The organism is Homoserinimonas sp. OAct 916, assembly GCF_003260275.1.
Classification (GTDB): Bacteria; Actinomycetota; Actinomycetes; order Actinomycetales; family Microbacteriaceae; genus OACT-916.
This window is the reverse complement of record NZ_QJHB01000010.1, coordinates 105,148-129,621: the sequence shown is the minus strand read 5'-3', so window position 1 is coordinate 129,621 and position 24,474 is coordinate 105,148. Positions and strand designations below refer to the sequence as shown.

General features: G+C 65.4%; 18 protein-coding genes and 1 pseudogene. 9 read left to right on the top strand and 10 right to left on the bottom strand.

Annotated features, from left to right (window positions below; translation table 11 throughout):
• Nucleotides 1-30 precede the first annotated feature (30 nt).
• A complete protein-coding gene (locus DL891_RS12955) occupies nt 31-576 on the top strand; it encodes a gluconokinase (RefSeq protein ID WP_111720850.1) in 546 nt (181 codons plus the stop codon).
• 27 nt (nt 577-603) lie between these two features.
• Here the strand turns inward: DL891_RS12955 and DL891_RS12950 are convergent, their stop codons facing one another.
• Entirely contained in the window at nt 604-1,356 is a 753-nt protein-coding gene (locus tag DL891_RS12950; RefSeq protein WP_111720849.1) for an NAD(P)H-hydrate epimerase, read from the bottom strand.
• Nucleotides 1,357-1,434: 78 nt separating this feature from the next.
• On the opposite strand from DL891_RS12950, the gene DL891_RS12945 reads away from it, so the two are divergent.
• Genes DL891_RS12945 through DL891_RS12935 form a run of 3 tightly spaced genes read left to right on the top strand, consistent with a single transcriptional unit; the run spans nt 1,435 to nt 9,296 of the window.
• Nucleotides 1,435-2,586, top strand: a complete 1,152-nt coding sequence (locus DL891_RS12945; protein ID WP_111720848.1) for an exonuclease SbcCD subunit D — start codon at nt 1,435-1,437, stop codon at nt 2,584-2,586.
• Complete coding sequence (locus DL891_RS12940; protein ID WP_111720847.1) at nt 2,583-5,762, top strand: AAA family ATPase; 3,180 nt, start codon at nt 2,583-2,585, stop codon at nt 5,760-5,762. The genes DL891_RS12945 and DL891_RS12940 overlap by 4 nt, the downstream gene beginning before the upstream one ends.
• 48 nt (nt 5,763-5,810) lie before the next feature.
• The gene (locus tag DL891_RS12935; protein ID WP_111720846.1) at nt 5,811-9,296 is read left to right on the top strand and encodes a bifunctional RecB family nuclease/DEAD/DEAH box helicase; all 3,486 of its coding nucleotides are present in this window, start codon (nt 5,811-5,813) and stop codon (nt 9,294-9,296) included.
• 52 nt (nt 9,297-9,348) lie between these two features.
• Here the strand turns inward: DL891_RS12935 and DL891_RS12930 are convergent, their stop codons facing one another.
• Both DL891_RS12930 and DL891_RS12925 read right to left on the bottom strand, forming a co-directional pair.
• Nucleotides 9,349-9,828, bottom strand: a complete 480-nt coding sequence (locus tag DL891_RS12930; RefSeq protein WP_111720845.1) for a hypothetical protein — start codon at nt 9,826-9,828, stop codon at nt 9,349-9,351.
• 244 nt (nt 9,829-10,072) lie between these two features.
• The gene (locus DL891_RS12925; RefSeq protein ID WP_111720927.1) at nt 10,073-12,229 is read right to left on the bottom strand and encodes a RecQ family ATP-dependent DNA helicase; all 2,157 of its coding nucleotides are present in this window, start codon (nt 12,227-12,229) and stop codon (nt 10,073-10,075) included.
• Between the two features lie 211 nt (nt 12,230-12,440).
• On the opposite strand from DL891_RS12925, the pseudogene DL891_RS12920 reads away from it, so the two are divergent.
• Nucleotides 12,441-12,533 (top strand): annotated as a pseudogene (locus DL891_RS12920) (SDR family oxidoreductase); the annotation flags it as partial.
• Nucleotides 12,534-12,597: 64 nt separating this feature from the next.
• On the opposite strand, the gene DL891_RS12915 reads toward DL891_RS12920, so the two are convergent.
• The 5 genes from DL891_RS12915 to DL891_RS12895 form a co-directional block, all read right to left on the bottom strand.
• The gene (locus tag DL891_RS12915; RefSeq protein ID WP_111720844.1) at nt 12,598-14,547 is read right to left on the bottom strand and encodes a cation-translocating P-type ATPase; all 1,950 of its coding nucleotides are present in this window, start codon (nt 14,545-14,547) and stop codon (nt 12,598-12,600) included.
• Between the two features lie 114 nt (nt 14,548-14,661).
• Nucleotides 14,662-14,895 carry a heavy-metal-associated domain-containing protein gene (locus DL891_RS12910; protein ID WP_111720843.1) on the bottom strand — a complete coding sequence of 78 codons (234 nt, stop codon included), beginning with the start codon at nt 14,893-14,895 and terminating at the stop codon, nt 14,662-14,664.
• Between the two features lie 206 nt (nt 14,896-15,101).
• The gene (locus DL891_RS12905; RefSeq protein ID WP_111720842.1) at nt 15,102-15,857 is read right to left on the bottom strand and encodes a Crp/Fnr family transcriptional regulator; all 756 of its coding nucleotides are present in this window, start codon (nt 15,855-15,857) and stop codon (nt 15,102-15,104) included.
• Nucleotides 15,854-16,120 carry a LapA family protein gene (locus tag DL891_RS12900; RefSeq protein WP_198668889.1) on the bottom strand — a complete coding sequence of 89 codons (267 nt, stop codon included), beginning with the start codon at nt 16,118-16,120 and terminating at the stop codon, nt 15,854-15,856. The genes DL891_RS12905 and DL891_RS12900 overlap by 4 nt, the downstream gene beginning before the upstream one ends.
• Before the next feature lie 242 nt (nt 16,121-16,362).
• Entirely contained in the window at nt 16,363-16,752 is a 390-nt protein-coding gene (locus DL891_RS12895) for an SHOCT domain-containing protein (protein WP_111720841.1), read from the bottom strand.
• Between the two features lie 170 nt (nt 16,753-16,922).
• On the opposite strand from DL891_RS12895, the gene DL891_RS12890 reads away from it, so the two are divergent.
• Nucleotides 16,923-18,356 (top strand): DHA2 family efflux MFS transporter permease subunit, encoded by a 1,434-nt coding sequence (locus tag DL891_RS12890; RefSeq protein ID WP_111720925.1) that lies wholly within the window; start codon nt 16,923-16,925, stop codon nt 18,354-18,356.
• 456 nt (nt 18,357-18,812) lie between these two features.
• Nucleotides 18,813-19,793 (top strand): ADP-ribosylglycohydrolase family protein, encoded by a 981-nt coding sequence (locus tag DL891_RS12885; protein WP_111720840.1) that lies wholly within the window; start codon nt 18,813-18,815, stop codon nt 19,791-19,793.
• Between the two features lie 113 nt (nt 19,794-19,906).
• On the opposite strand, the gene DL891_RS12880 is transcribed toward DL891_RS12885, so the two are convergent.
• Together DL891_RS12880 and DL891_RS12875 are read right to left on the bottom strand one after the other, a co-directional pair.
• On the bottom strand, nt 19,907-20,767 hold the full coding sequence (locus DL891_RS12880) for a spermidine synthase (protein WP_111720839.1): 861 nt from the start codon (nt 20,765-20,767) through the stop codon (nt 19,907-19,909).
• A gap of 50 nt (nt 20,768-20,817) precedes the next feature.
• Nucleotides 20,818-22,293 (bottom strand): MFS transporter, encoded by a 1,476-nt coding sequence (locus DL891_RS12875; RefSeq protein WP_111720838.1) that lies wholly within the window; start codon nt 22,291-22,293, stop codon nt 20,818-20,820.
• Nucleotides 22,294-22,407: 114 nt separating this feature from the next.
• Here DL891_RS12875 and DL891_RS12870 point away from each other — a divergent pair, with 114 nt between their 5' ends.
• The gene (locus DL891_RS12870) at nt 22,408-23,205 is read left to right on the top strand and encodes a sulfite exporter TauE/SafE family protein (RefSeq protein ID WP_232819163.1); all 798 of its coding nucleotides are present in this window, start codon (nt 22,408-22,410) and stop codon (nt 23,203-23,205) included.
• 253 nt (nt 23,206-23,458) lie between these two features.
• Nucleotides 23,459-24,472: an alpha/beta hydrolase gene (locus tag DL891_RS12865; RefSeq protein ID WP_111720837.1), complete on the top strand. Its 1,014-nt coding sequence runs from the start codon at nt 23,459-23,461 to the stop codon at nt 24,470-24,472.
• Nucleotides 24,473-24,474 lie beyond the last annotated feature (2 nt).

Here is a 24,474-nt window from a genome sequence, read left to right as displayed (position 1 = left end):
TGCAGATCAGGGCTGAATCAAGGAGCACGGATGCCAGCAAATATTCCTCCCATCGTGGTGATGGGGGTGCAGGGTGCGGGTAAGAGCACAATCGGGGCGATTCTCGCGGCACGGCTCGGGCGGCGTTTCATCGACGGCGACGCACTGCACTCTGATGAGAACATCGCCAAGATGGCCTCCGGAATCCCGCTCACTGACGAAGACCGCCTGCCGTGGCTGAAGACCATCGCGCGCACATTGGCCGAGCATGCCGATGACGGCATTGTTGTCGTCTGCTCGGCCTTGAAGAAGCAGTACCGTGACCTGTTGCGGGAGGCCGTTCCCGAGCTCTTCGTGATTAATCCGGTCGGCTCGATCGAGCTGATAGCCGAGCGAATCCGCGACCGCCATCACGACTACATGCCCACCGAGCTGTTGCAATCCCAGTTCGACACCATGGAACCGCTGGGGGCCGATGAACGCGGAATCAGTGTCGACATCCGGGACAGCCCGCAGGTGATTGTCGACCACGTCATCGGGGGTTTGGAGAGCGAGCTCGGGCCTGGCCTCGAGGATCCTTCCCACCAGGCGGAATGAGCTCGTGCGCTACGGGTGACCGAATCTTCACAGAAGTGGATCGGGCGCACTGACCAGCGGTTGCATTCCGGCGAGACGCGCACCCAGCCCGATGTCGACCAGCCGCACGCGGCCGGCGAGCTCTGACGCAGGCCGGAGCAGCAGTCCGGCCTTGCACCCGCCGAAAGTGACTGTGACGTCGGCGGGAAGCACAGTCGCATCGGGCACCGACCCGTCATCCGGGTTGGTTCCACTGGGAATGTCGACGGCGACCACGTGTGGCCGCGGAAAACCCCCGGCGACGACCGGGCGAATCGCCGCGACGATCTCGCGGGCCAGCCCGCGCAACGCCGGGTTCGCGCTGCTGCCGGTACCGAGAATTGCATCGACGACAATATCGGCTTCGGCGGCAAGCCGAGACACCCGGTCGGCTTCCGCCGGTTCACGGTGGGCGCCTGCCGTGAGCGCTGCGGCCAGTCCGGCCTCTTGCACGTGGTTGCCGGTGCTGACGATCGCAACACTCACCCCTTCTGCGGCGAGCTCGGCTCCCGCGTAGAGGGCGTCACCGCCGTTGTTCCCGGAGCCCACCAGCAGCACGACACGGGCAGCCTCCGGATGGCCGGCGACTGCGTCTTCGCCATCTGCATTTCCGGGGTCTGATGCCGGCCGGGATCGTTCTGCCAGAACCCGGCGGATCTCGTCGGCCAGGCCGGCCGCGGCCCGGCGCATCAGAGGAACACCGGCAGCCAGCAGTGGGGCCTCGGCCTCCCGCACCTGCTCGGCAGAATATCCACGGATCATCTCTTCATTGTCTCGCGTCGAACCGTGTGGCGTCAGGCCAGACAGGTGAATGTCGTAGGCGACCGATAACGTGAGAACATGCGAATCCTGCACACCTCTGACTGGCACATCGGTCGCACCTTTCACGGGCACTCGACGCACGAAGCGTTGGGCGAAGTGCTTGATGCGCTGATCGACCACGTGCGCGAGCAGAATATCGATGTGGTGCTCGTCGCCGGCGATGTGTTCGACTCGGCCACCCCGGCAGCCGACTACTTCGAGGTGTTCACCACGGCGGTGCGCGGAATCCTCGCGGCTGGCGCACAGGTGGTGGTCACCAGCGGCAACCACGATTCGGCCACCCGGCTCGGCTTCCAATCGGAATTCGCGAGCCTCGCCGGGGTGCACGTGCTCACTCGCCCTGAGCAGGTCGATCAACCGGTCACCCTCGTCGACGCCGACGGTCCGGTGCACTTCTACGGCATTCCGTTCTTGGAACCGGCGCTCATCCGGCACCGGTTTCCCGGGGTCGAACTGCGCACCCACGAGCAGGCGATCACGCACGCGATGTCGCTCATCGCCGATGATCGTGCGCAAAGGGGCGGGCGCTCGGTGGTGCTCGCCCACTGCTTCGCAGCGGGAGTTCAGGCCAGCAATGTGGAGCGTGACATCACCGCGGGCGGCCTCGACCTGGTGCCGGTGAGCGTCTTTGAGGGGCACGACTATGTCGCACTCGGGCACATCCATGGTCGCGCCACTCTCCGTGAACGAGTGCGCTACTCGGGCGCCCCGCTTCACTACTCCTTCTCCGAGGCCGGAAAACCTCGGGGTGTCTGGCTGGTCGACCTCGGCCCGTCAGGGCGCGCCGCTGTCGAATGGCTTAACCTGCCCATTTCTCGCGCCCTGGTTCAGCTCACCGGAACGATCGACCAACTGTTGACGGATGCCCGGTTCGACCAACACGAATCGTCCTGGGTGAGTGCCGTGCTCACCGACCAGGCGCGGCCGATTGACGGCATGCGGCGCTTGCAGCGGCGCTTCCCGTGGTGTGTCAACCTGGAACACCAGCCGACGATCCTCACCGTCGATGACGCCACGAGCTACAGTGAACGGCTGAGAGGCAAGGGCGACCATGAGGTCTTCTCCGGGTTTCTCGAACACGTACGAAACGGGGTGGGCCCGACCGCCGATGAGGCACGGGTGATCGCCGACGTGATCGCCACACTCGCGGCCACCGAGGCGGCCCGATGAGGATCCACCGACTTGAGGTGGCCGGCTTCGGTCCGTTCCGCACCGCGCAGACCGTCGACTTCGACCACTTCATCGACGACGGCATCTTCCTGATCACGGGAAAGACCGGTGCCGGAAAGTCAAGCATCCTCGACGCAATCTGTTTCGCGCTGTACGATGCTGTACCGCGCTATGACGGCACGCAGACCCGATTGCGCAGCCACCACGCCGCACCGGAAGACCCCAGTTACGTCACGCTCGATTTCACGGCCGGAGGCAATCGTTACCGGGTGAGCCGCACGCCCGAATACGAACGAGCCAAGAAGAGCGGAACGGGTACCACGAAGGAGAAGCCCACCGCCGAACTGTTTGTCTGGCAACCGGACGAGGCGAACGGCACAGGCACCGTCGCCGGGGCAGCGACCGGTGCCACTGATATTGAGCATTGGGTGGGTCTGGCATCGGGGCCGCGCGATGTGGGGCATGAACTCGCTCGCATCGTCGGGCTCACCAAAGAGCAGTTTCTGCAGGTCGTGCTTCTGGCCCAGAATCGATTCCAGGAGTTCTTGTTGGCCAGAGACGACGAGCGCCAGGCCGTGCTTCGGAGCCTGTTCGGCACGCGGCGGTTCGAACAATATGAGACCGCGCTCGCCGGGCGAGCCAAAGACATCGAGTCGCGGCTGCGCACGGCGGTCGACCAGGTTCGCGAAGAGGGCAGGCGCGTCGTCGACCTGCTGGCCGAATCGGTTGCCGGTGGCGCGGTGAATGCCGATCCGAAGTTGCAGACCGGCGAGAGTGACGAGGGGCTCGGTGCTGGATTCTACGGTGAGCCCGCCAACGAACCGAGCGGCGACCCGGTCCAGCGGGCCGCAGGCGAGTTCGATGCCGCACCGGAGCACCCCACGTTGGAGTGGTTTGAAGCCGCGCTCAGCCGGCTGGGGGATGCGCTCGTCGCGGCCGAGAAAGCCACCACCGATGCCGATGCAGCCTTCGCGGAGGCTGATCATATTCATCGGGAACAGGTCGAGACGCTGGCCCGCCAGCGACGGCGCGATGATGCCCGATCGCGACTGGAGACCCTCACCGGCCAGGCCGACGCGATCACCGCAGACCGCCGGCGCGTGCACGAGGCGATCTCCGCCGCCGCTGTTTGGCCGCAGGTCGAGGCCCGGCGAAACGCAGCCACGGCGCTGGAAGACGCACGCGCGAGCGAGCACGCCGCGCTGCGCGCATTCCTGGCAGCTGAGGAGGCGGCGAAGGAGCATCAGACGCCGGCCGCCACCGAGGTCGACGCCGCTGCCATCGCCGCGTCGATAGACCAGAACGCCCACGCCATCGGTGCCCTCGAACAGGTAGTGCACGACGAGCTGGCACTACCCGAACTGCGCGACGAATTGGCCGCGCGCCAGACACTCCGTGACAATGCGGAAGCGGCCGTGACGAAGAACGCATCGCGGGCATCCGAGCTGCCACAATTGATCGACGCTCTGGGCGACCGCGTGCTGAAGACCCAGCTGTCCGCGGCCACTCATTCCTCAGCCACTGAGGCGGTGCAGCGGGTGACCACCGCGTTGCAGGGTGCCAGCGAAGCCGCAGCCCTCGGCCCCGAATTGATCGCTGCGCAGCAATCGGAAGGGGCGGCCGCTTCGGCAAACAGCGCTGCAGCGGCACATCTCGACGACCTGCACCGTCGTCGCCTCGCCGGATACGCCGGCGAACTCGCGGCCAAACTGAAACCCGGTGAAAGATGTGCCGTCTGTGGATCGGTGGAGCATCCGCAGCCGGCTGTCACTGCGGGTGAGCCGGTCACTGAAGCAGACCTGGACAGGGCACACGAGAGCCTCGAGAACTGTCGCACCGCCCTGGACAATGCTCGCGCGGTGGCCAAGGGGGTCGAGGCGAAGTTGGCCGCCGCCCTGGCGCGTGCGACCGGCAAGGGCGCCGATGAGCTCTCCGCTGAACTGGTGGAGGCCGAGGCCGACGTGAAGCGGGCAGCAGATGCCGGCAGCGAGCTCATCACGCAGCAGGCTGAGCTGACAGGATTGAAGAACGAACAGGCCGAACTGGGCGCCGAAGCCGAACGGTTGCGGTCCGTTCGCGATGCCGCCCTGGCCGGGTTCACTGAGATGGATGCACGGCTCACCGCGATCGTGCAGCGCGTCGACCGTGCAAAGAAGGAGTTCGAGAGCGTTGCCGAGCGATCGTCTGCCCTTCAACGCGCCCTCGAAGCCGCCCGAGCATTGGCGCGAGCCCTCACCACACGAGAATCCCGGCACCAGGCGCTCGCGGCGGCGACCCAGCACGTTGATGCACAACTGGTCGCCCATCACTTCAGCAGCGAGGAGTCGGTAGATGCAGCCCGTCTCGATGAGGCAGAGCGCCAACGGCTCGAGGCGGCCATACGCGACTGGGAGCAGGCCGACGCGACCGCGCGGTCGACTCTGGCGGAACCCTCTCTCGCCGACCTACCGGAAACTCTGATGGACACGATACCGGCCGCCGAACGCCGCGACCAGGCGAGCACCGCCCGCGATGCCGCTTTCGCCCACCGCAGCATGATTCAGGAGCGCCACACACAACTCTCCACAGTGGTGACCGGGGTGCGGCAGCGGCTGGAATCATCGGCTCAGTTGACGAGGGAGCATGATGAGGTGCAGCAGTTGGCGGCAGCTGTTCAGGGAGGCGGCTCGAACACTCGGCGTATGCGCCTGGAGACCTACGTTCTGGCCGGGCAACTCGAAGAGATCGTCACCGCGGCGAACGTGCGACTGCGGGTCATGACCAGTGGACGGTACTCCCTGGAACATGACGACTCCAAGCAATATCGCGGGGTGCGCTCCGGACTCGGGCTGGAGATCATCGACCAGCACACCGGTCGGTCCCGGGCCACCCGTTCGCTGTCGGGAGGGGAGACTTTCTTGGCTTCGCTGGCGCTGGCGCTCGGCCTGGCTGAAGTGGTCACGAATCAGGCGGGTGGACTGACCCTTGACACCCTGTTCGTCGATGAGGGCTTTGGCTCGCTCGATGCCGACACCCTCGACGTGGCGATGAGCACTCTCGACAGCCTTCGCGCCGGTGGCCGCACGATCGGGTTGATCAGCCATGTCGGTGCGATGAAGGAGCAGATCCCGGCACACCTCCGGGTGGAGGTCGGTGCCCAGGGAGACAGCTCCATTCGGTTGCCAGACTCCCAATGACGCGTTACAACCATAACTTTTTTCACTCTCAGACAAAGGGGTCAGCCGATGTTCCTCCTCGACGGTGACGTGGTCACCAGCGCGAGCGACCTCACGGCGGCCTCCGCCTGCGAATTCGCATTTCTGCGTAAACTCGACGCCAAGCTCGGCCGGATCGGCGCGGTTGACCAGAGTCCTGATGCCATGCTGGAGCGCACCGCACGCTTGGGCGATGAGCACGAGCTCCGGGTGTTGGACGGCTACCGCGTCAGTGCCCGAGTGGTGGAGATCCCGCGCCCCGACGGAATGTCGAGGGAAGCACTGCGGGCGGTCGCCGGCGAAACCGAACGTGCCTTCTCAGCAGAAGCCGGCGTGGTCTTTCAAGCCACGTTCTTCGACGAGGGGGCCGACGGTTCCGGGGCATTCATCGGGTTCGCCGACTTCATCGTGCGCCAGCCCGACGGCAGCTACCTGGTGCAAGACACCAAGCTTGCACGAACCGCCAGGGTCACCGCGCTCTTGCAGCTCGCCGCTTACGCCGAGCAATTGGAACGCATCGGGGTGCGTCCGGCCGACACCGTCGAGCTGCTGCTCGGCGACGGCACGACGAGCGTGCACCGACTCGCTGACATCCGGCCCGTGTACAAGCAACGGCGCCAGCGCCTGCTCACAATGGTGGCCGAGCGTCTGGCCGACACCGAGCCGGTTCTCTGGGGGGACTCGCGCTATACGCTGTGCGGCCGCTGCGATACCTGTGCGCTCGAAGTCACCGATCAGAAGGATGTCTTGTTGGTCGCCGGGATGCGACTGACGCAGAGGGCACGGCTCGCGGAGGCCGGCATCCACAGTATTGATCAATTGGCCGCGAGCGATGGCGACGTCGACGGCGTGACCGCGAAAACCCTCACCGGGTTGCGGCAACAGGCCCGGCTGCAGGTTGATGCGCGGGAGGGCGAACCGCCACCGGTCGAGGTGTACAACCCGCCGGCGCTCGCCGTACTGCCAGAGCCGAACCCGGGAGACATCTTCTTCGACTTCGAAGGCGACCCTCTCTACACCGAAGGTACGGCGGAGCGCTGGGGCCTTGACTACCTCTTCGGGCTGATTGAGCCCGACGAAACCTTTCGCGCATTCTGGGCGCACAATTTCGCCGAGGAGAAGCAGGCGCTGCGCGACTTCCTCGACTACCTCGGCGAGCGAAGGGCTCGTTTTCCGGGCATGCACATTTACCACTACGCCGCCTACGAGCGCACCCACCTGCTGAGTCTCGCCGCCCGGCACGGGGTGGGTGAGGACGAGATCGACCAGTTGCTGCGCGACGACGCCCTGGTCGACCTGTACCCGGTGGTGCGCAAAGCGGTGCGGGTGGGTTCGCGCTCATATTCGATCAAGAAACTCGAGCCGCTCTACATGGGTGATGACCTGCGTGAAGGCGACGTGACGAACGCCGCCGACTCGATCACCGAATACGCCCGGGCCCGGGAGAATATCGAGACCGGAGACCGAGCCGCGGGGGAGCGGATGCTGGAATCGATCGCCGACTACAACGAGTATGACTGCGTCTCCACCCTGCGATTGCGTGACTGGCTGCTCGGACTGGCGACGACGCACGGCGTGCCGGTCGGCAGGCACCAGACCCAGAAGGCCGTCATCGAGGTGGAGCCCACCCCGCTGCGTGACGCGTTGCTCGCCATTGCCGGCGACGTTGGCGGAGCAGACAACCCGAACCGCAGCGCTGACCAGACCGCGGCAGCCTTCGCCGCCGCCGCGATCGACTATCACCGGCGGGAGCACAAGAGTTTCTGGTGGGGCCACTTCGACCGGCTGGTCCAGCCGATCGACCAGTGGGAAGAGACCCGTGACGTCTTCGTCGTGGAACGCGCGGTGGTGGAGAAGGATTGGTTTCAGGAGACCAAACGACAATCCCTTCGCCGCCTGTTGCGGCTTCGCGGCCGGCTCGCCCCCGGCAGCAACATCAAACCCGCAGACCAGTCGGGCCCCTACCTGTTGTACGAGTACCCGGGCCCGTTCACCGATGAGCGCACTGCCCCTGGGGCGCGCACCGCCCGCACCGTGCGCGTGCTCGAGGTACCCGATGACGGCAGCATCCTCGTCGAGGAGCTGTTGACGAAAGGTGTTGAGGCATACACTGACCTGCCAAGCGCACTCACCCCCGCGAGCCCACCCTCGGCCGGTCAGCAGAAACCGGCGATCGACGAGTGGGCACAGGCGATCCTCGACGCCCGGCCCGAATGGCCCCGTGACCCGATGGTCGACATCCTGCGACGCACCGCCCCGCGCACCTGGTCGGGTGCACTGCAGCCGGTGACCGACCCGGACGGGCGCATCGAGGCAGTGATCGGCAGCCTTCTCGACCTCGACCATTCGTTCCTTGCGGTGCAGGGGCCTCCCGGTACCGGAAAGACCTACCTCGGTGCGCACGTGATCAGCGCACTGGCGAGGCGGCACCGCTGGAAGATCGGCGTGGTGGCCCAATCGCATGCTGTGGTGGAGAACCTGCTCGACGCGGTGGTCAAGGCCGGCCTCGACCCGGCACTGGTCGGAAAGGTGATGAAGAGCGGCACAGCGGCGAACGAACCGTCGGATGGCCAAACCACTTTCACCGTATTGCCTTCGAACGGGCAACTGAACTTCGCCACCGATAACCAGACCAGCGGTTTTGTCGTCGGTGGCACTGCGTGGGACTTCAGCAACCCGGCCCGTGTTCCGCGGCACAGCCTCGACCTTCTCGTGATCGATGAGGCCGGGCAGTTCTCGCTCGCGTCGACGATTGCGGCCAGCGTGGCGGCTGAAAACCTATTGCTGTTGGGCGACCCTCAACAGTTGCCGCAGGTGAGCCAGGGCACCCACCCCGAGCCGATCGACCAGTCGGCGCTCGGCTGGGTGAGTGCCGGGCACGACGTGTTGCCGGTCGAACTCGGGTACTTCCTCGCGGAGAGCCGACGCATGCACCCGGCCGTCACCACGCCGGTATCCCGTCTGTCGTATGAGGGTGAACTGCACGCGCATCCGGATGCCGCGCTGCGCTCCCTCGACGGGATCGAACCGGGATTGCACCCGGTACCCGTGCAGCACACCGGAAACGCGGTCGAATCCGTTGAAGAGGCCCACACAGTCGTCCGCCTGGTGCGCCAGGCTCTGGGGCGACCGTGGACCGACCCGTCAGAGAATCGCTCCGCTGACCCGATCACCGAACGTGACGTGATCGTGGTCACCCCGTACAACGCACAGTTGAACACCGTGCGTGAGGCGCTGGCTGCTGCCGGGCTCAGCCAGGTCCGGGTCGGAACGGTCGACAAGTTCCAGGGCCAGGAGGCCGCGATCGCCATCGTCTCGTTGGCCGCTTCATCTGCTGAGGATGTGCCGCGAGGGATGGGCTTCCTGATCATGAAGAACCGCCTGAACGTGGCCATCTCCCGGGCCAAGTGGGCGGCCTACCTGGTGTATTCACCGCAGTTGACCGCCTACCTGCCGGCCACGCCTGCCGGCGTCGCCGAGCTGAGTGCCTTCCTCACCCTGATCGACGGTGATTGATCAGTTCGGTGGGCTACTCGTCGGACGGTGGGAGTTCTGTGGAGCTCGAATGCTAACTCTTCGGCTGCGCGTTGTAGCGCAGGTACAGGCCACCCGAGTCCTGATGGATTCCGCCGTTCAGATCGACCTGCCACGAAGCGTCTTGGAGCGTCATCATATATCCGGTGCCGCTGCTCATGTCGTTGGTCATCACGAACCCATTCGCCTGAAGCTCGGCGGCCAGGTTGTCGATCGCGTCGTCGGCCACGAGTAGTTCGACATTGAACGGGTTGTTGCCGGCCGCTGAATTTGCGTTCAACACGGTGCCGGCCACTCGGGGCAGCTCTGCAGGCCAATCCGACGGCCAATCGACGGTTTCGCCGGCAACCGTACCCGTACCTTCGGATTCAGGCTCGGTGGCAGCGTCCTGAACCACCGCGCCGTCCGGCTCGACGGCTCCGTCGGGGGCGGACTGACCACCGGCACATCCCGAAAGCGCTGCGACCAGTACCGCAGCGGTGACCCAGACAGAAAGAGTACGAACAGCGCCCATAGTTGATCCTTTGACCTGATTGGTTGACAAATATGACGTGCAGAACGAAGCCCGCCACGCTCACCCAATCGCAGTTCGATGTGGTTCACAACTCGCCACACCAAGGGGTTGAGGCTTCGCGGCATGTGAACAACCCGCGGGTCGACGGATCTGAGCAACGAAGATCGCCCTGAAACCCTGGCCGACGAGGTGCGCGGGTTGGCGGATTGGTTGAAGGACAATTGCCGCCGGGACTACCGTGTGCTCAGGCTTTGAGTGCGAGGACGAACGGAAGCACGGCCGAAGCACCCGCGTGCCGCAGCAGCCGTGCGGCGACGGTGATTGTCCAGCGGCTGTCGACCAGGTCGTCGACCAGCAGCACCGGTTGCCCCGCGGGCACGGCGAGGTCACCCAGCACGAACTGGTCCCACACCGCGGCCAGGCGGTAGGCGCTGTTACCACCGGATTCACCCACGGGGCCGCTCCCGGCCAGCGACAACTCACCGAGGTGAGGCATCCGACCCACCTCGGACAGATGCTGGGCCACCGACCGCACCAGGAGCGGATGCCGCCTGCTCGGCATGCTGACGATCGCCACCGGGCGCTGAACCCACTCCCACGCGGCGAGCACCCGCACGCACGCATCAAGCAGCGCAGCGTTTGCCGGTGCATCCGGTGCACCGGCGGCGAACCTCTCGCGCAGGCTGCCACCCCAGCCGAGGTCTGTCAGCCGGGCCAACGCCCGACCTGAGGTGTAATTCTGGTCGGCGGCGATGCGGCCTTTCACCGGCACACCGAGCCGCTGGGCGCCCGTCGGCCACAATGAGCGGGGTTCGATGTCGACCCCGACCCTGTCCAACGAGGCAGAGGCCGCGGTCGCCTGCTTCTCGGCCACATCGGCCGGATACCAGCGGCCGGCACAGTTGTCACAGCGACCACATGGCGTGGCAGTGTCGTCGTCGAGCGAGCGCTGCAGAAACTCCATCCGGCAGCCACCCGTCGACTCATAGTCGAGCATCGCCTGCTGCTCCTCGAGGCGGGCCTGACCGATGCGTTCGTACCGTTCTCGGTCATAGCTCCACGGGATGCCGGTCGACACCCAGCCGCCGGTCACCCGCCGCACGGCGCCATCGACGTCGAGCACCTTCAACAACAATTCCAACGGGCTGCGCCGCAGGTTCACCCGGCTCTCAAGGGCTGGCGTCGACAGCGGGGAGTCGGCAGCATCGAGCTCGGCCAGTACCGCCTCTGCCCGCCGCTGGTCCGGCATCGACGCGGTGGCGAAATACCGCCAGATCTCCTGGTCTTCAGTGCCGGGAAGCAACAGCACGTCTGCGTTGTCGGTGGCTCGGCCGGCGCGGCCCACCTGCTGGTAATAGGCGACGGGCGAGCTCGGTGCTCCCAGATGCAGCACGTATCCGAGATCGGGTTTGTCGAATCCCATCCCGAGCGCACTGGTGGCCACCAACGCCTTCACCCGGTTCGCTTTGAGATCGTCTTCGAGTTGTTCGCGCTCGGTCGTGTCGGTGCGCCCGGTATAGGCGCGCACCTCATGGCCGGCCTCGCGCAGGGCACGAGCGGTGTCTTCGGCCGCGGCAACGGTCAACGTGTAGATGATGCCGCTGCCGGGCAGGTCGGCGAGGTTGCCGAGCAGCCATCCCAGCCGTGCACCCGTTGTCGGAAGTCGCAGCACGCCCAACCGGAGTGAAGCGCGGGCCAACGGGCCGCGAATCGTGACAACGGCCTCCAGGGTTGAGCCGCTTTCTTCGGGCGTCGTTGTCTCCTCGTTCGGCGCGGGTGTGAGCTGTTCGGCAATGTCTGTCACCACCCGGCTGTTCGCCGTCGCGGTCGTTGCCAGCACCGGAACTCCGGCGGGCAGTCGGTCGATCAGCTCCCGCAATCGCCGATAGTCGGGCCGAAAGTCGTGCCCCCAGTCGGAGATGCAGTGCGCCTCGTCGACGACGAGCAGCCCCGCCCGTCGCACCAGGTCGGGGAGCTGTTCGTCGCGAAAGGTCGGGTTGTTCAGCCGCTCCGGCGACACCAGCAGCACGTCAACCTCGTCGGCTTCGAGTTGCTGTCGCACATCGGCCCACTCGTGTGCGTTCGCCGAGTTGATCGCGACCGCGAGCACCCCCGCCCGACTCGCGGCAGCGACCTGGTCGCGCATCAGCGCCAGCAGCGGTGACACCAGCACCGTGGGGCCGGCACCGCGCTGCCTCAGCAGCAGGGTGGCGACGAAGTAGACGGCTGACTTTCCCCAGCCGGTGCGCTGCACCACCAGGGCGCGTCGGCGCCGGTCGACGAGGGTTTCGATCGCCTCGAACTGGCCGTCGTGAAACGTGGCCTCCGGATGCCCGACCAGGGCCCGCAGCAGCTGCAGGGCCTCGGCCCTCGTTGAAGCCTGGGTAGTGCTTTCGGTCATGCGCCCCAGCATGGCAGGTGCCCCTGACAAAGAAGAACTTCGGGCCGCGGTGCGCGCGCGAGGGGACTTTAGCTTGGAGAGAAACCCGATCGAAGGAAAACCGTGAGCGCAGAGCCGGTACGCAACGTGGAGTCAATGGTCGCCATCGTCTGCGTACGACGCCGAGGCGAAGGTTCCGCTCGGCCGGTTCGGCGACCCGGAGGAAGATGTCGCCCCGATCGTCGCGTTCCTGTGCTCCGACGATTCCCGGTACATGACCGGCCAGACCGTGATGGCCGACGGGGGAGCCATCAAGCTCCGCTGACGGCACGCCGTCACACGAGGAGGCACGAACCGCCCGCGATGGGGGGTTCGTGCCTCGCACGCGGTCACCGAGTGAGTACCGGTTCAGTGACACGGGCCGGTCTGGGCGCCGGTGCCGGGTAGCGCACCGGACGCAGCAGTCGCATGGCGTTCACGATCACGATCAGAACGGATGCCTCGTGCACCAGCATCCCGATCGCCATGGTCACACCGCCGAGCAGCACACCGGCCACGAGAAGCCCGACCGTGACCAGCGCGATCACGATGTTCTGCCGCATGTTGTTCACGGTGCGCTTGGCCAGCCCGATCGCCTCGGGCAGTTTCATCAGGTTGTCGGCCATCAGGGCGATATCGGCGGTCTCTACTGCTACCGCTGACCCGGCGGCCCCCATCGCGACACCGATGTCGGCCGTCGCCAGCGCCGGAGCGTCGTTCACCCCGTCGCCGACCATCGCCACGGTGTGTCCGGCCGCCTGCAACCGGGCCACGGCGTCCAGCTTGTCCTCGGGCAGGAGGGACGCGTGGATTTCGTCGATGCCGACCTGGCTGCCGATCGCCTCTGCCACCAAGCGGGTGTCGCCGGTCAGCATGACAACCTTTTTCACGCCGGCCGCGTGCAGGGCGTCAACCAGGTGGCTGGCGTTGTCACGGACTTCATCGGCCACCGCGATCACGCCGGCGACCTCGTCGCCGACCGCGACAATCATCGGTGTGCGGCCCTGGGCGGCCAGATCCTCGACTGCCCGCGCCGCAGCATCTGCATTCGGGATGGCGAACTGTTCCAGAAGCGCCGGGTTCCCGACGAGCACCCGTCGGCCGTGGGTGTGTACCACGATGCCCTTACCCGCCACCGGCTGGGTCTCGTCCGGAAGCCCTGTGAAATCGAGCCCCTCGGCGGCGGCGGCTCGCAGCACGGCTCCCGCCAGCGGGTGCTCCGACCCGGTCTCGGCGCGTGCCGCCCAACCGAGCACATCGGCCCGGTCCATGCCGGCCCCGAGAACGACCACGTCAGTCAGCTCGGGGCGACCCCTGGTGAGGGTGCCGGTCTTGTCAACCGCGACCACGTCGACCTTCGCCGAGGTCTCCAGAAACTCGCCACCCTTGATCAGGATGCCGTCTTTCGCCGCCCGGCCGATGCCGGCCACGATCGACACGGGGATCGAGATCACCAGGGCCCCCGGGCATCCGATCACCAGGAGCGTCAGGGCCAACACCACGTCGCCGGTGGCCAGGCCGAAGACCAACGCCAGCAGAATGATGCCGGGGGTGTACCAGGCCGAGAAGCGATCCATGAAGACCTGCGTCTTCGCCTTCGCATCCTGTGCCTCTTCCACACGGTGGATGATTCGGGCCAGGGTGGTGTCGGCCCCGACGCCGGTTGCTCTCACCTGCAGGAACCCGCCGCGGGAGACCGTGCCCGCGAAGACTCGGTCGCCGATCATCTTTTCCACAGGGATCGACTCACCGGTGATGGATGCCTCGTCCAGCGCGCCGGTGCCGTCGATCACCTCGCCGTCGACCGGAACCTTCGCGCCGTTCTTGACGATCACCGTCTCACCCGTGACCACGGCCCCGGCGGCCACCTCCACCTGTGCGCCGTCGCGCATGACGAGCGCCACGTCGGGGGCGACCGCGACCAGTTCGGCAAGGGCCGAGCGGGTCTTGCTGAGCGTCGCCTGCTCGAGCGCATGGCCGATGGCGAACAGCGCGGTCACCGCCGCGGCCTCCCAGTACTCTCCGATGATGATTGCACCGATGGCGGCGATCGAGACCAGCAGGTCGATGCCGATCACCTTCACGCCCAGCGCCCGAATGGCACTGATCAGGATGCGGGTGCCTGCCACGGCGGCGGCCGCCACCATCAGCACATCCCCGAGCCGCACGTCACCCGTGAGCGCCGTGCTGAACAGCGTGAACTCGGTGAACCAACCGAGCAGCAGTGCGGCGATGATCAACGTTCCGGAAATGACCGGAATTGCCCAGCGATTGGTCAGGGCGTTGTGAAGGTTGGACATGGGGATCAGCTCTCCTGGGAGGGTTTCAACGGGGTGGGCACGGGCGAGGTCTGGGTGCGCGAGGTGAGTGTGCGCGAGGTGGGTTCGCGCGAAGTGAGTGCGCGCGAACCCGACTCAGAACGCCGACGGAGCGGCGACGAAGCCAGCCTTCTTAACCGCGGCGACGAGGTCGTCGACGCTCGTGGCCGGGTCATGGTCGACCTCGATGCGTGCGGAGGAGAAGTGCACATTCACCGCGGTCACGCCGGGAACCCGGCCGACCTGCTTCTCGATCTTCGCCACGCACGAGGGGCAGGTGAAGCCTTCGGCGCGGAGCATCGTGCGGGTGGTGGAGGTTGTGTCAGTCATTGTCTTCAGCCTTTCCTGGAGGTCGTGATCAGGAGAGGATCACCTGATCAATCTCAGGTTAGGCAAGCGGGCGAGACCAGACCATGACACGTGTCAGTTATCGGCAGATCGGTTGATTGGACGAGCCGGCGAAGTGGAGCAGGCTGTGGTGAGCGGGCACGGGCAGCGTGACACGACGGGAACGGCGGCGGCTCAGACGTGCGAGTTCAGGCCGTGAGCGCGGCGAGCCCGGCCCGGTCGAGTACCGAGGTCCAACGGCGGCCGGAAGAGACCAACCCGTCGGCACGCAAACGGCTCATCACGCGTGACACCGATTCCGGGGTGGTGCCGGTCATCTCAGCCAGGTCTTCGCGGGTGAACGTCAGGTTGATGAGGGTACCGCCGGTTTCGTCGTCTGGTTGCCCGAACTTATCGGCCAGGCGCAACAGGGTCTCGGCCACTCGACTCGCGGTGGACTGGCCGACGTGGCGTGCCGCATCCTGGCGGCACTGGGCCAGCTGCCGCGTGGTGTTGTCGAGCACACGGAGCGCGAGATCTGGATGCTCGACCAGTATCGCCCGAAAATCGGCCACCGCCAATCGCAGCGCACAGGTGGTCGATAGGGCGTCGGCGCTGTCGAGGTAGAACTGCTCGACCATGGCCTCGCCGCCGAACAGGTCTCCTGGGCCGACCACGTCGACGATGCGGCGCCTGCCGTCGATCCATGAGTGGGCGAGTTTCACCTGTCCGGACGCAACGATATAGATGTGTCCGGCCGCGTCGCCAGCGGTATAGAGCGCGTCGCCGGCCGCCCAGGAGAAAGAGAGGATTCGTTCGTCCAGGGCGTCCAGCTGATCGGGGGTCAATCCCTCCACGAGAGGGAGCGCCGCCAGGATGCGGCGACGAAGCGGTCGTGGGCAATCGTGCGGCTGGGCCAAGCTGGCACGCACGGGAGTGCGGCGCCTGGGCGTCGGGAGGCTCATCTCGTCGATGAGCGCGCGGCGGCGGTCTGTTTCGCATTGGCGCGGCGCCTGGTCGCGAGGTATCCGCTGACCCAGCCGACGCCGAACATCAGCACCAGGATCAACCACTGCGGTGACTGAACGCTGACCCAGAACAGCTCAACCGAGACCGGTCCGCGATTTTGCACGATGAAGAGAATCGCAACGATGACAAGAATGATCCCGATCCAGTGGGAAGGCTTGACCTTCGACCAGAAGCTGGGCTTCGACGAGCTGTCTGACACGGGGCCACCTTCACGATTTCTTGAGGCATCGCCGAGTCGCGTGGGATTCACACGACCCGGCGATGGCGGAGTTTTCAGGAGACGATACCCGAACACTGACTCAGGTCAGTGTGGCTCAGGTCAGTGTTGCTCAGGTCAGTGTTGACCCGGGACAGCATCGACCAAGTTCAGCATCGACTCAGGTCATCATAGGCTCAGGACATCATTGGCTCAGGACGGTATTGGCTCAGGACGGTATTGGCTCAGGACAGTGCCTTGGCCTTGAGGGCTGCGAACTCGGAGGCGTCGATCGCGCCCGAATCCAGCAGGGCTTTCGCCTTGTGGATCTCATCAGCAGTGCTACTGCCTGCCACCTCGCGGATGTACTGGTTGGCGCTCTCGTGGGCGCGCGCAACCTCGGCCTGTCGACGCTCGGCCATTCCTCGACCGCGCGCGATCAGGTAGACGAGCACCGTGAGGAACGGCAGGAAGACCAGGAAGATGATCCAGATCGCCTTGAACCAGCCATTGAGGCTTGAGTCGCGGAAGAGGTCGATGATCACGTTGAACATTGCCATCAGGTAAACGAGCACAGCGAAGATCCAGAAGAAGAGCCAGATCACGTTCCAAATGTTGCTCCAGAAGTCGGCCATAATGGTGCTCCCTTTCGATGGCGATATTTGCTCAGTCGCGACGACGCGACGCGAAATCTAATCGAATTCTACTGCGACCGGGACTTATGTGCGGGATTTGGCACCCCCGTTTATCGAAGGGTTCCGCGAGGGAAGTGATTACCGCGTAGCCTGACGTGGTGCAGAAAACGATGATGGAGCTCGACTCCACCCCGGAGCGCCTCTCGGCCCGCGACACCACCGTGATCGCACTGTTGCTCGTGTCGGCGTTCGTGGTGATCCTGAACGAGACGATCATGAGCGTCGCGCTGCCGGTGCTGATGGCCGATCTGCGCATCCCTGCGAGCGCCGCCCAGTGGTTGACCACGGCCTTCCTGCTGACGATGGCGATCGTCATTCCGATCACCGGGTTTCTGTTGCAGCGTTTTCACACCCGGTCGATATTCATCGCCGCAATGACGTTCTTCAGCATTGGCACCCTGATCTGTGCGCTCGCGCCCGGCTTCGAAGCGCTGGTGGGTGGGCGGATCGTGCAGGCCTGCGGCACTGCGATCATGTTGCCCCTGCTGATGACCACGGTGATGACCCTCGTCCCTCCGTCTTCGCGCGGCAAGACCATGGGAAACATCTCCATCGTCATGTCGGTGGCTCCGGCGATCGGCCCCACACTGTCGGGGCTGATCCTGCACGTGCTCGACTGGCGGTGGCTGTTCTGGTTGGTGCTTCCGATCGCGATCATCGCGCTGGTGATGGGGGCAGCGCGAATTCAGAACGTGACCACGCCGAGGCGCCTGGCAATCGATGTGCTCTCGGTGATGTTGTCGGCGTTCGCATTCGGCGGCCTGATCTTCGGGCTCAGCAGCCTCGGCGAGGCCGCGCGCGGCACGGTGCTCGTGCCGCCCTGGATTCCTCTGGTGACCGGAGCCATCGCCCTGGTCTCATTCATCACACGTCAACTGTGGCTGCAGCGAAGCGACCGATCCCTGCTCGACCTGCGCACGTTTCGTTCGTCGAACTTCACGGTCGCCACCCTCATGCTCGCCATCAGCATGCTGTCCCTGTTCGGCATGATCATCGCACTGCCTCTCTATGTGCAGAACGTGTTGCAGATGGACGCCCTGGCCACCGGCCTGCTGCTCTTCCCGGGTGGACTGCTGATGGGGTTGCTCGCCCCGCTCGTCGGGCGCATCTATGACGCGCGGGGCCCACGACTGCTCGTCGTCCCCGGTTCGATCATCGTCAGTGCGGTGTTCTGGGGCGCGACCCGGATGGATGAGAACACACCGTTCCTCTTCGTGCTCGTTCTGCATCTGGGCCTGAGCGTTGGCCTCGCGCTGCTCTTCACCCCGTTGTTCAGCGCCAGTCTCGGCTCGCTCAAGCCCCAGTTGTACTCGCACGGCAGCGCGATCATTGGAACTGTGCAGCAATTGGCGGGTGCCGCGGGCACCGCCTTGTTCATCACCGTGATGACGGTGCAGTCAGTGGCGTTGACGGCGGAGGGGGCCACTGGTGTGGCGGCCGCTGCAGGGGGTATTCAGTCGGCATTCATGGCCGGTGCGATTCTGTCGCTACTTGCGGTTGTGGCTGCGTTCTTTGTGCGCAAACCCGCAGACCACATCGAGTGAGGTGTCTCGGGCGCACGGGCGCCATCCGGCCCTTGTGATTCGGCAGGCCCACCCAGTTTCGTGACGCATTGGGTTGCCCGGCCTCCCGTGCTGGTGCCGGCCCGGCCGCTCGCGAAGGAGGTGCAGCTGTCCTCATCATCCGCTGACGCCGTCCCAGCGACACGCGTTCGAAGCAACCTCCGGAGCAGTCCGCGCACGCGGAGATGATCCAATGTCGGTGGCCGCTGACAGGGTGTGGTTGAGGGCCGCGACTGCGGTTTTCGCATTCAAAGATGAGAGTTCTTGCACATATTGTGCGAGAAGTACGAGAAATTCGACGGGATTTCTACATTTGACAGAGGTTTTGCACGAGAGCATCCCCCGGAGTGGGTATTTGTCGCTGGGGTACCACGACGTAGCCTCGCAAGTGGGCCTCAGTTCAATTGGGCGAGACCGATGGGGAGAAGGAATGCTGGAATGAACGTGGACATTGGGGTAACCGACCGCACGGCGGGCGTCATCCTCGGCGCGGCAACCGGAGATGCACTGGGCGCCGGATATGAGTTCGGTCTACCGCTTGGTGCAGACGACGAGGTCGAGATGCGCGGTGGGGGACCGTTCAATTGGGCGCCCGGTGAGTGGACCGATGACACCTCGATGATGTTCCCCATTCTGGAAGCCGGTGTGGCCGGCCGAGACCTTACCGACGAATCCGTTCTGGATGCCATCGTCGCGGGCTGGGTCGACTGGGCGAAGACCGCTCCCGACGTGGGCAACCAGTTGCGGGCCGTATTGTCTGGGGCCGAACCGCGCGCATCCTCCGCCCGGTCGATGGCGCGACTTCACCACGAACGCTTCGGCCACTCGGCTGGCAACGGGTCGCTGATGCGCACCGCCCCGGTCGCTCTGGCCTATCTGCACGACCGTGATGGCCTGATCGACGCTGCGCGCGTCATCAGCGACCTCACGCACTACGAATCTGACGCCGGAGACGCCTGCGTACTGTGGTCGCTGGCGATTCGGCACGCGATCCTGCACGATGAACTGGATGTGCGGAGTGGTTTGGACGCACTACCTGTGGAGCGACGGCAGTTGTGGGCGGATCGCCTCGACGAGGCCGAGGTCCATGAGCCGAGCCACTTCTCGCGAAATGGCTGGGTGGTGCAAGCACTGCAGGGCGCGTGGTCGGCAATCTGGCACACGGGAGACTCTGATCCAGAGCTGAGGCACGACCGCACACACCTGAGGCGTGGAATCGAGGCTGCGGTGCGCGGAGGACGTGACACGGATACGGTTGCGGCGATTGCAGGCGCACTGCTCGGGGCTCGCTACGGTGTTGGCGCTGTCCCGACAGAGTGGCGTCTGCTCCTGCACGGCTGGCCGGGGGCGACGGGTGAAGATCTCGAGCGATTGGCCGTGCAGACGGCACTGGGCCGGGACACCGTTCCGTTCACGTGAGGCACGGCTGGCCCCGTGGCTTGAGAGCCGTGCGCTCCCGTTGAAACGGTTCGCGCACGTTCAAACTGTCGCGTTGTGATCCACGAGGCGCGAAGCGCGTAAACTACCGCGAGTCATTGTGCGGGTGCCTGCTGCCGTTCCCTTGACGCCTTTTCGCGAATCGTCTGGTCGGTGATGGCTGGGGTATCCGCGATGAAGAGGCTCAACTCCAAACCGCTGACGACTGTTGCCGGGTGGGGGCCACCCGCGAGCAGGCGGTCTGTCCAATCGTTTGAGAGTGGCTGGCCAGAGCCGACCAGCACCACGTTTCCAGAATCGCGCAGTGCGAAGGTATAGGCGTTGGTCAGCGCGGTCACCGAAGGCACGGAACGGGCGAGTGTCGCGCTCTGGGCCCGGGCGAACTCGAGACCGACCCCGTCCATCACGTTGACCAGCATCACGCCATCTGGCGAAAGGAACTTCGCCACGGCGGTGAAGAATTCGACCGTGGTCACGTGCTCGGGGGTGTGGGCTCCACTGAAGATGTCGACGATGATCACGTCGACGCTCCCGTGAAGGTGGGTGGGCAGCTGGTTCAGGGATTCTCGCGCATCGAGGGTGTGAAAGTGGAGGTCGGCGCGACAATCTGGTGCGAGCGGCAGGTTTTCCAGTACGAAGCCGACCAGGTCTGCCTCTACTTCGACCACATGTTGTTCGGAGCCGGGGCGGGTGTGGGCGATGTAGCGGGGCAGCGTGAGCGCCCCACCCCCGAGATGCAGCGCGGTGATCGGCTGGCCGGGAACGGCCACGGCGTCGATGACATGGCCCATTCGCTGGATGTACTCGAAGAACAGCAGGCCGGGGTTGTCGAGGTTGACGTGCGACTGCGGTACATCGTCGATCTGCAGGGTGAACGATCCCGGCGTGAAGATGAACGGGTGGATGGCGGCACCGAGGCGGCTCGAGCTGAGCACCAGGTACGGGAAGTCATCCATTCTTCAAGGGTAGCCGTGGAAGATGTGCGCCTGGTGGCTGTGCCAGGCGATCAGTCGCGAAGGGTCTGGATCGGGATGCTCGACGTGTCGTCGTAGCGGCGATCCCGGCGGGGGATGAAGGAGGCCAGCGCGACACCCAGCACCGCGATCACCGCGGCGGTCAGAAAGATGGTTTGAAAAGCCCCCTGGGTGGGGATGGCGACACCCTGTCTGGTGACCGACTGGGTGGACAGAATGATCCCGACGAAGGTCGCGGCGGAGGTGGAGCCGAGGGTGCGCATGACCGAGTTCAGCCCGTTGGCTGCTGCGGTCTCGGTCGGAGGCACCGAGTGCATGATCAGGGTGGGCATGGCCGCATAGGCGAAGCCGACACCCACTCCGACGACGGTGGAGATCATGATGATGTGCCACACCTCGGACATCCAGAAGAAGGCGAGTGCGAAGGCAACCGCGATGATCGCGCCTCCGAGCATGAGACTGGTGCGCGGTCCGCGTGCGGTGGACAGCCTGGCCGCATACGGGGAGACGAAGAACATCACCAATCCGTTCGGCATCAGGCAGAGGCTGGCAATCACAAGGCTCTGGCCGAGGCCAACACCCGTCGACGTGGGAGACTCCAGCAGCACGGGCAGGGCCGCGGCCACGGTGAAGAAGGTGAAACCGACGGCGATCGAGCCGAGGTTGGTGAATAGCACCGGGCGCCTGGCGGTGACCCGCAGGTCGATCAACGGGTCGACGGTGTTGAGTTCGAACAGGCCCCAGACGACCAGGATCAGGACGCCCCCGATCAGCAGGCCCAGGGTGAGCGGGTTCGTCCAGCCCCACTCCGACCCCTTCGATACCGGAAGCAATATGCCGGTGAGCCCGACCGCGAGCCCGATCGCGCCGATCCCGTCGAAGCGCCCGGCTGTGCGCAGCGTCGATTCCGGAATGATCCAGAAGACCAACCCGAACGCGACCACCGCAAGCAGCGCCGCCAACCAGAACAGGTAGTGCCAGTCGAGGTTCTGGGCGATCACGGCCGAGACCGGCAAACCGATCGCGCCTCCGATTCCCAGGGTGGCGCTGACCAGGGCGACGGCGGCCGCGAGACGTTTCGGGTGCACCACGTCGCGCAGGATGCTGATGCCCAGGGCGATCAGGCCCAGGGCGACGCCCTGCAGGGTGCGACCGATGAGCATCGGAACCAAGGAGAACGACAGTGCGGAGATGATCGAGCCGATCACCATGATCGCCAGAAGGATCAAGGCGACCCGCTTCTTGCCGAACATGTCGCCCAGCCGCCCACTGATCGGGGTGGTCACCGCCGCCGCGAGCAGCGTGGAGGTGAGCACCCATTGCGCATCCGCAACATTCGTGTTCAACAATTGCGGCAGATGGGGGATCACCGGGGTGACCAGCGTCTGCATGAACGCCGCGATCAGGCCGGTGGCGGCGAGCGTGGCGATCATGGCCCGGTCGCTGGGAATGCGCGTCAGCCGGCGCCGTTCCCTGTCGCTCAGCCACTGGTCATTCGCACCCGTCATGATTCCCCAACTCTAACCGCGCACGTGCCCGTCACACGGTCATCTGAAGGTGGAGGGCATGCAGGTGGTGCCGCATCCACCTGGGACCGCCCAGCCGCACGGTAGCCTTGCACGGTGACGAATCATTGGGGGCGCGTTGTGAGTCTCGCCGTCATCGGTGTTCTCGTCGGCTTCTTCTCCGGACTCTTCGGCGTCGGCGGCGGCATCATTCTGGTTCCGATGCTGGTCGGGTGGCTGGGCTTCGACCAGCGCCGCGCCAGCGGGACGAGTCTCGCCGCCATCCTGCCGACGGCCGTATCCGGCATGATCACCTATGCGATGCAGGGCTCGGTCGACTGGATCGCCGGTGCCTGCCTGGCCATCGGGGCCATCGGCGGCTCGCTGCTCGGAACCTGGCTGCTGAGCCGCATCCGCCAAGACATCCTGCGCTGGATTTTCATCGCGTTCATCGTCCTGGTCGCCGTGCGCATGTTCTTTCTGGTTCCGAACCGAGCGGTTGAACTGCAGTTCGATCTCGGAGAGGTTGTTGCCCTGCTGGCCGTCGGATTCGTGACCGGAACCCTCTCCGGGCTGCTCGGCATCGGTGGTGGCGTCGTCGTGGTCCCCTCTCTCATGCTTCTGTTCGGCGTCGGAGACGTCGTGGCCAAGGGCACCTCATTGCTGATGATGATCCCGACCTCGCTCACGGGCACAATCGCCAACGTGCGCCGTGGAAACTCAGATCTCCGCGCCGCCCTCGTGATCGGCTGCCTTTCTGTTCCGGCGTCGATCGGCGGGGCAACGCTGGCCGGAGTGTTGCCGCCGCTTCTCAGCAGCGTGCTGTTCGGCCTGTTGTTGCTCTACAGCGCGGCCCAACTCGGCCGGCAGGCGTTGCGCGCACGGCAAGTACGCCGCCCCGTTCCGGCACCGTAATCTCTGCCGAGCGCCCGACCACCCTCCTCCGGAACCCGTCGCAGATCCACAGCTAAAACGCGGGAACAGCGGGTACCGTTGTCTCGCGTGGCTGGGGGCGGCATCCGATCTTCGATGACGGATGATCCGACGATCCTCCTTCTCGCGATTGGCAACGGTACCCGGTACGTATACGACAGAACTGACTCTCCAGCGGAGCGCACCTCGGCCCCAACTTCTCAAGAATGTTCCGGTTTGGACCTGGCGGGCGTTGATGACGCACGTCGGGCCGAGGGAGAAGCGCCGGTTCAACGCAGAACCGGTTCGAGAGGTGGACTACCACCTCGATATCGATTTTGTGGGACACGGCCACCGCGACCAGAGGCTCGACGTGATCGTCCCCCACCAGGTCGACAGCGTGGACGAGAATACCATGAGACCGGACGGCCTGGGCGCGCACAACGAGCGCCAGACCGAACCCGCGGTCGCGGATCGGGAGCAGGTAGGCCTCTTGCCGGTGTATGTGTACCTTCACGGCGGGGGCTGGACCTGCGGTGACAAGAGCGCGACGCTCAAATACTGTGCCAATCAGGCGATCGGTGGCATGGTCGTGGTCAACGCGAACTACCGCAAGGCCCCGTCGCACCACATGAAGCACATGCTGCAGGACGGCATGGCCGCATTGGACTGGGTGCGGGAGAACATCGCCTCATTCGGCGGTGATCCGACCCGGATCGTCCTCGGCGGCGATTCAGCCGGTGGGCAGATCTCGTCCCTGCTGGGGGCGGCCATCCATCGGCAGGATCTCGCCGATCGCTTCGAACTGGAGCAACCGGTTCAGCCCGACCACCTGCGTGGCATCATTCAACACTGCGGTGCGGTCGACCTCTCGGTGCTGTTCACCCCGGGCTCGTTCCTCGGCCTCGGCTTCCTCAAGGTTCAATTGCCGAAGCACCTGTGGCGCGGCGACCTGTTGCGTGCCGCCCGACTGCTCTCCCCGATCGAATGGCTGTCGCCCGGTTTTCCCCCGCACTTCGTCACCACCAGCGAACGTGACTTCTTCTACGGTGCGAATCTCAACTTTCTGCAACGGCTTCGGGCAGCGTCGATACCGGTCGAGACGCTCGTCTATGACCGCAGCCACAAGCGCGCCGGCCATACGTGGCAGCAGAACTTTCGACACCCGGAGTCGCAGGAGGTCTATCGCCGCGTGCGGGGCTTCGTGGGGAGGGTGACTCAGTTGCCGACGGCCCTGCCGGCAGTGTCGCCGGCACTGTTGCCCGCCTGAGC

What these genes read in the sequence shown, in the direction of transcription:
- DL891_RS12875 (WP_111720838.1), bottom strand. Translation starts at nt 22,293, where the DNA reads ATGACGGGTGCGAATGACCAGTGGCTGAGCGACAGGGAACGGCGCCGG.
- DL891_RS12930 (WP_111720845.1), bottom strand. Translation starts at nt 9,828, where the DNA reads ATGGGCGCTGTTCGTACTCTTTCTGTCTGGGTCACCGCTGCGGTACTG.
- DL891_RS12905 (WP_111720842.1), bottom strand. Translation starts at nt 15,857, where the DNA reads ATGAGCCTCCCGACGCCCAGGCGCCGCACTCCCGTGCGTGCCAGCTTG.
- DL891_RS12935 (WP_111720846.1), top strand. Translation starts at nt 5,811, where the DNA reads ATGTTCCTCCTCGACGGTGACGTGGTCACCAGCGCGAGCGACCTCACG.
- DL891_RS12895 (WP_111720841.1), bottom strand. Translation starts at nt 16,752, where the DNA reads ATGGCCGACTTCTGGAGCAACATTTGGAACGTGATCTGGCTCTTCTTC.
- DL891_RS12865 (WP_111720837.1), top strand. Translation starts at nt 23,459, where the DNA reads ATGACGCACGTCGGGCCGAGGGAGAAGCGCCGGTTCAACGCAGAACCG.
- DL891_RS12945 (WP_111720848.1), top strand. Translation starts at nt 1,435, where the DNA reads ATGCGAATCCTGCACACCTCTGACTGGCACATCGGTCGCACCTTTCAC.
- DL891_RS12890 (WP_111720925.1), top strand. Translation starts at nt 16,923, where the DNA reads ATGATGGAGCTCGACTCCACCCCGGAGCGCCTCTCGGCCCGCGACACC.
- DL891_RS12910 (WP_111720843.1), bottom strand. Translation starts at nt 14,895, where the DNA reads ATGACTGACACAACCTCCACCACCCGCACGATGCTCCGCGCCGAAGGC.
- DL891_RS12915 (WP_111720844.1), bottom strand. Translation starts at nt 14,547, where the DNA reads ATGTCCAACCTTCACAACGCCCTGACCAATCGCTGGGCAATTCCGGTC.
- DL891_RS12940 (WP_111720847.1), top strand. Translation starts at nt 2,583, where the DNA reads ATGAGGATCCACCGACTTGAGGTGGCCGGCTTCGGTCCGTTCCGCACC.
- DL891_RS12955 (WP_111720850.1), top strand. Translation starts at nt 31, where the DNA reads ATGCCAGCAAATATTCCTCCCATCGTGGTGATGGGGGTGCAGGGTGCG.
- DL891_RS12880 (WP_111720839.1), bottom strand. Translation starts at nt 20,767, where the DNA reads ATGGATGACTTCCCGTACCTGGTGCTCAGCTCGAGCCGCCTCGGTGCC.
- DL891_RS12925 (WP_111720927.1), bottom strand. Translation starts at nt 12,229, where the DNA reads ATGACCGAAAGCACTACCCAGGCTTCAACGAGGGCCGAGGCCCTGCAG.
- DL891_RS12950 (WP_111720849.1), bottom strand. Translation starts at nt 1,356, where the DNA reads ATGATCCGTGGATATTCTGCCGAGCAGGTGCGGGAGGCCGAGGCCCCA.
- DL891_RS12885 (WP_111720840.1), top strand. Translation starts at nt 18,813, where the DNA reads ATGAACGTGGACATTGGGGTAACCGACCGCACGGCGGGCGTCATCCTC.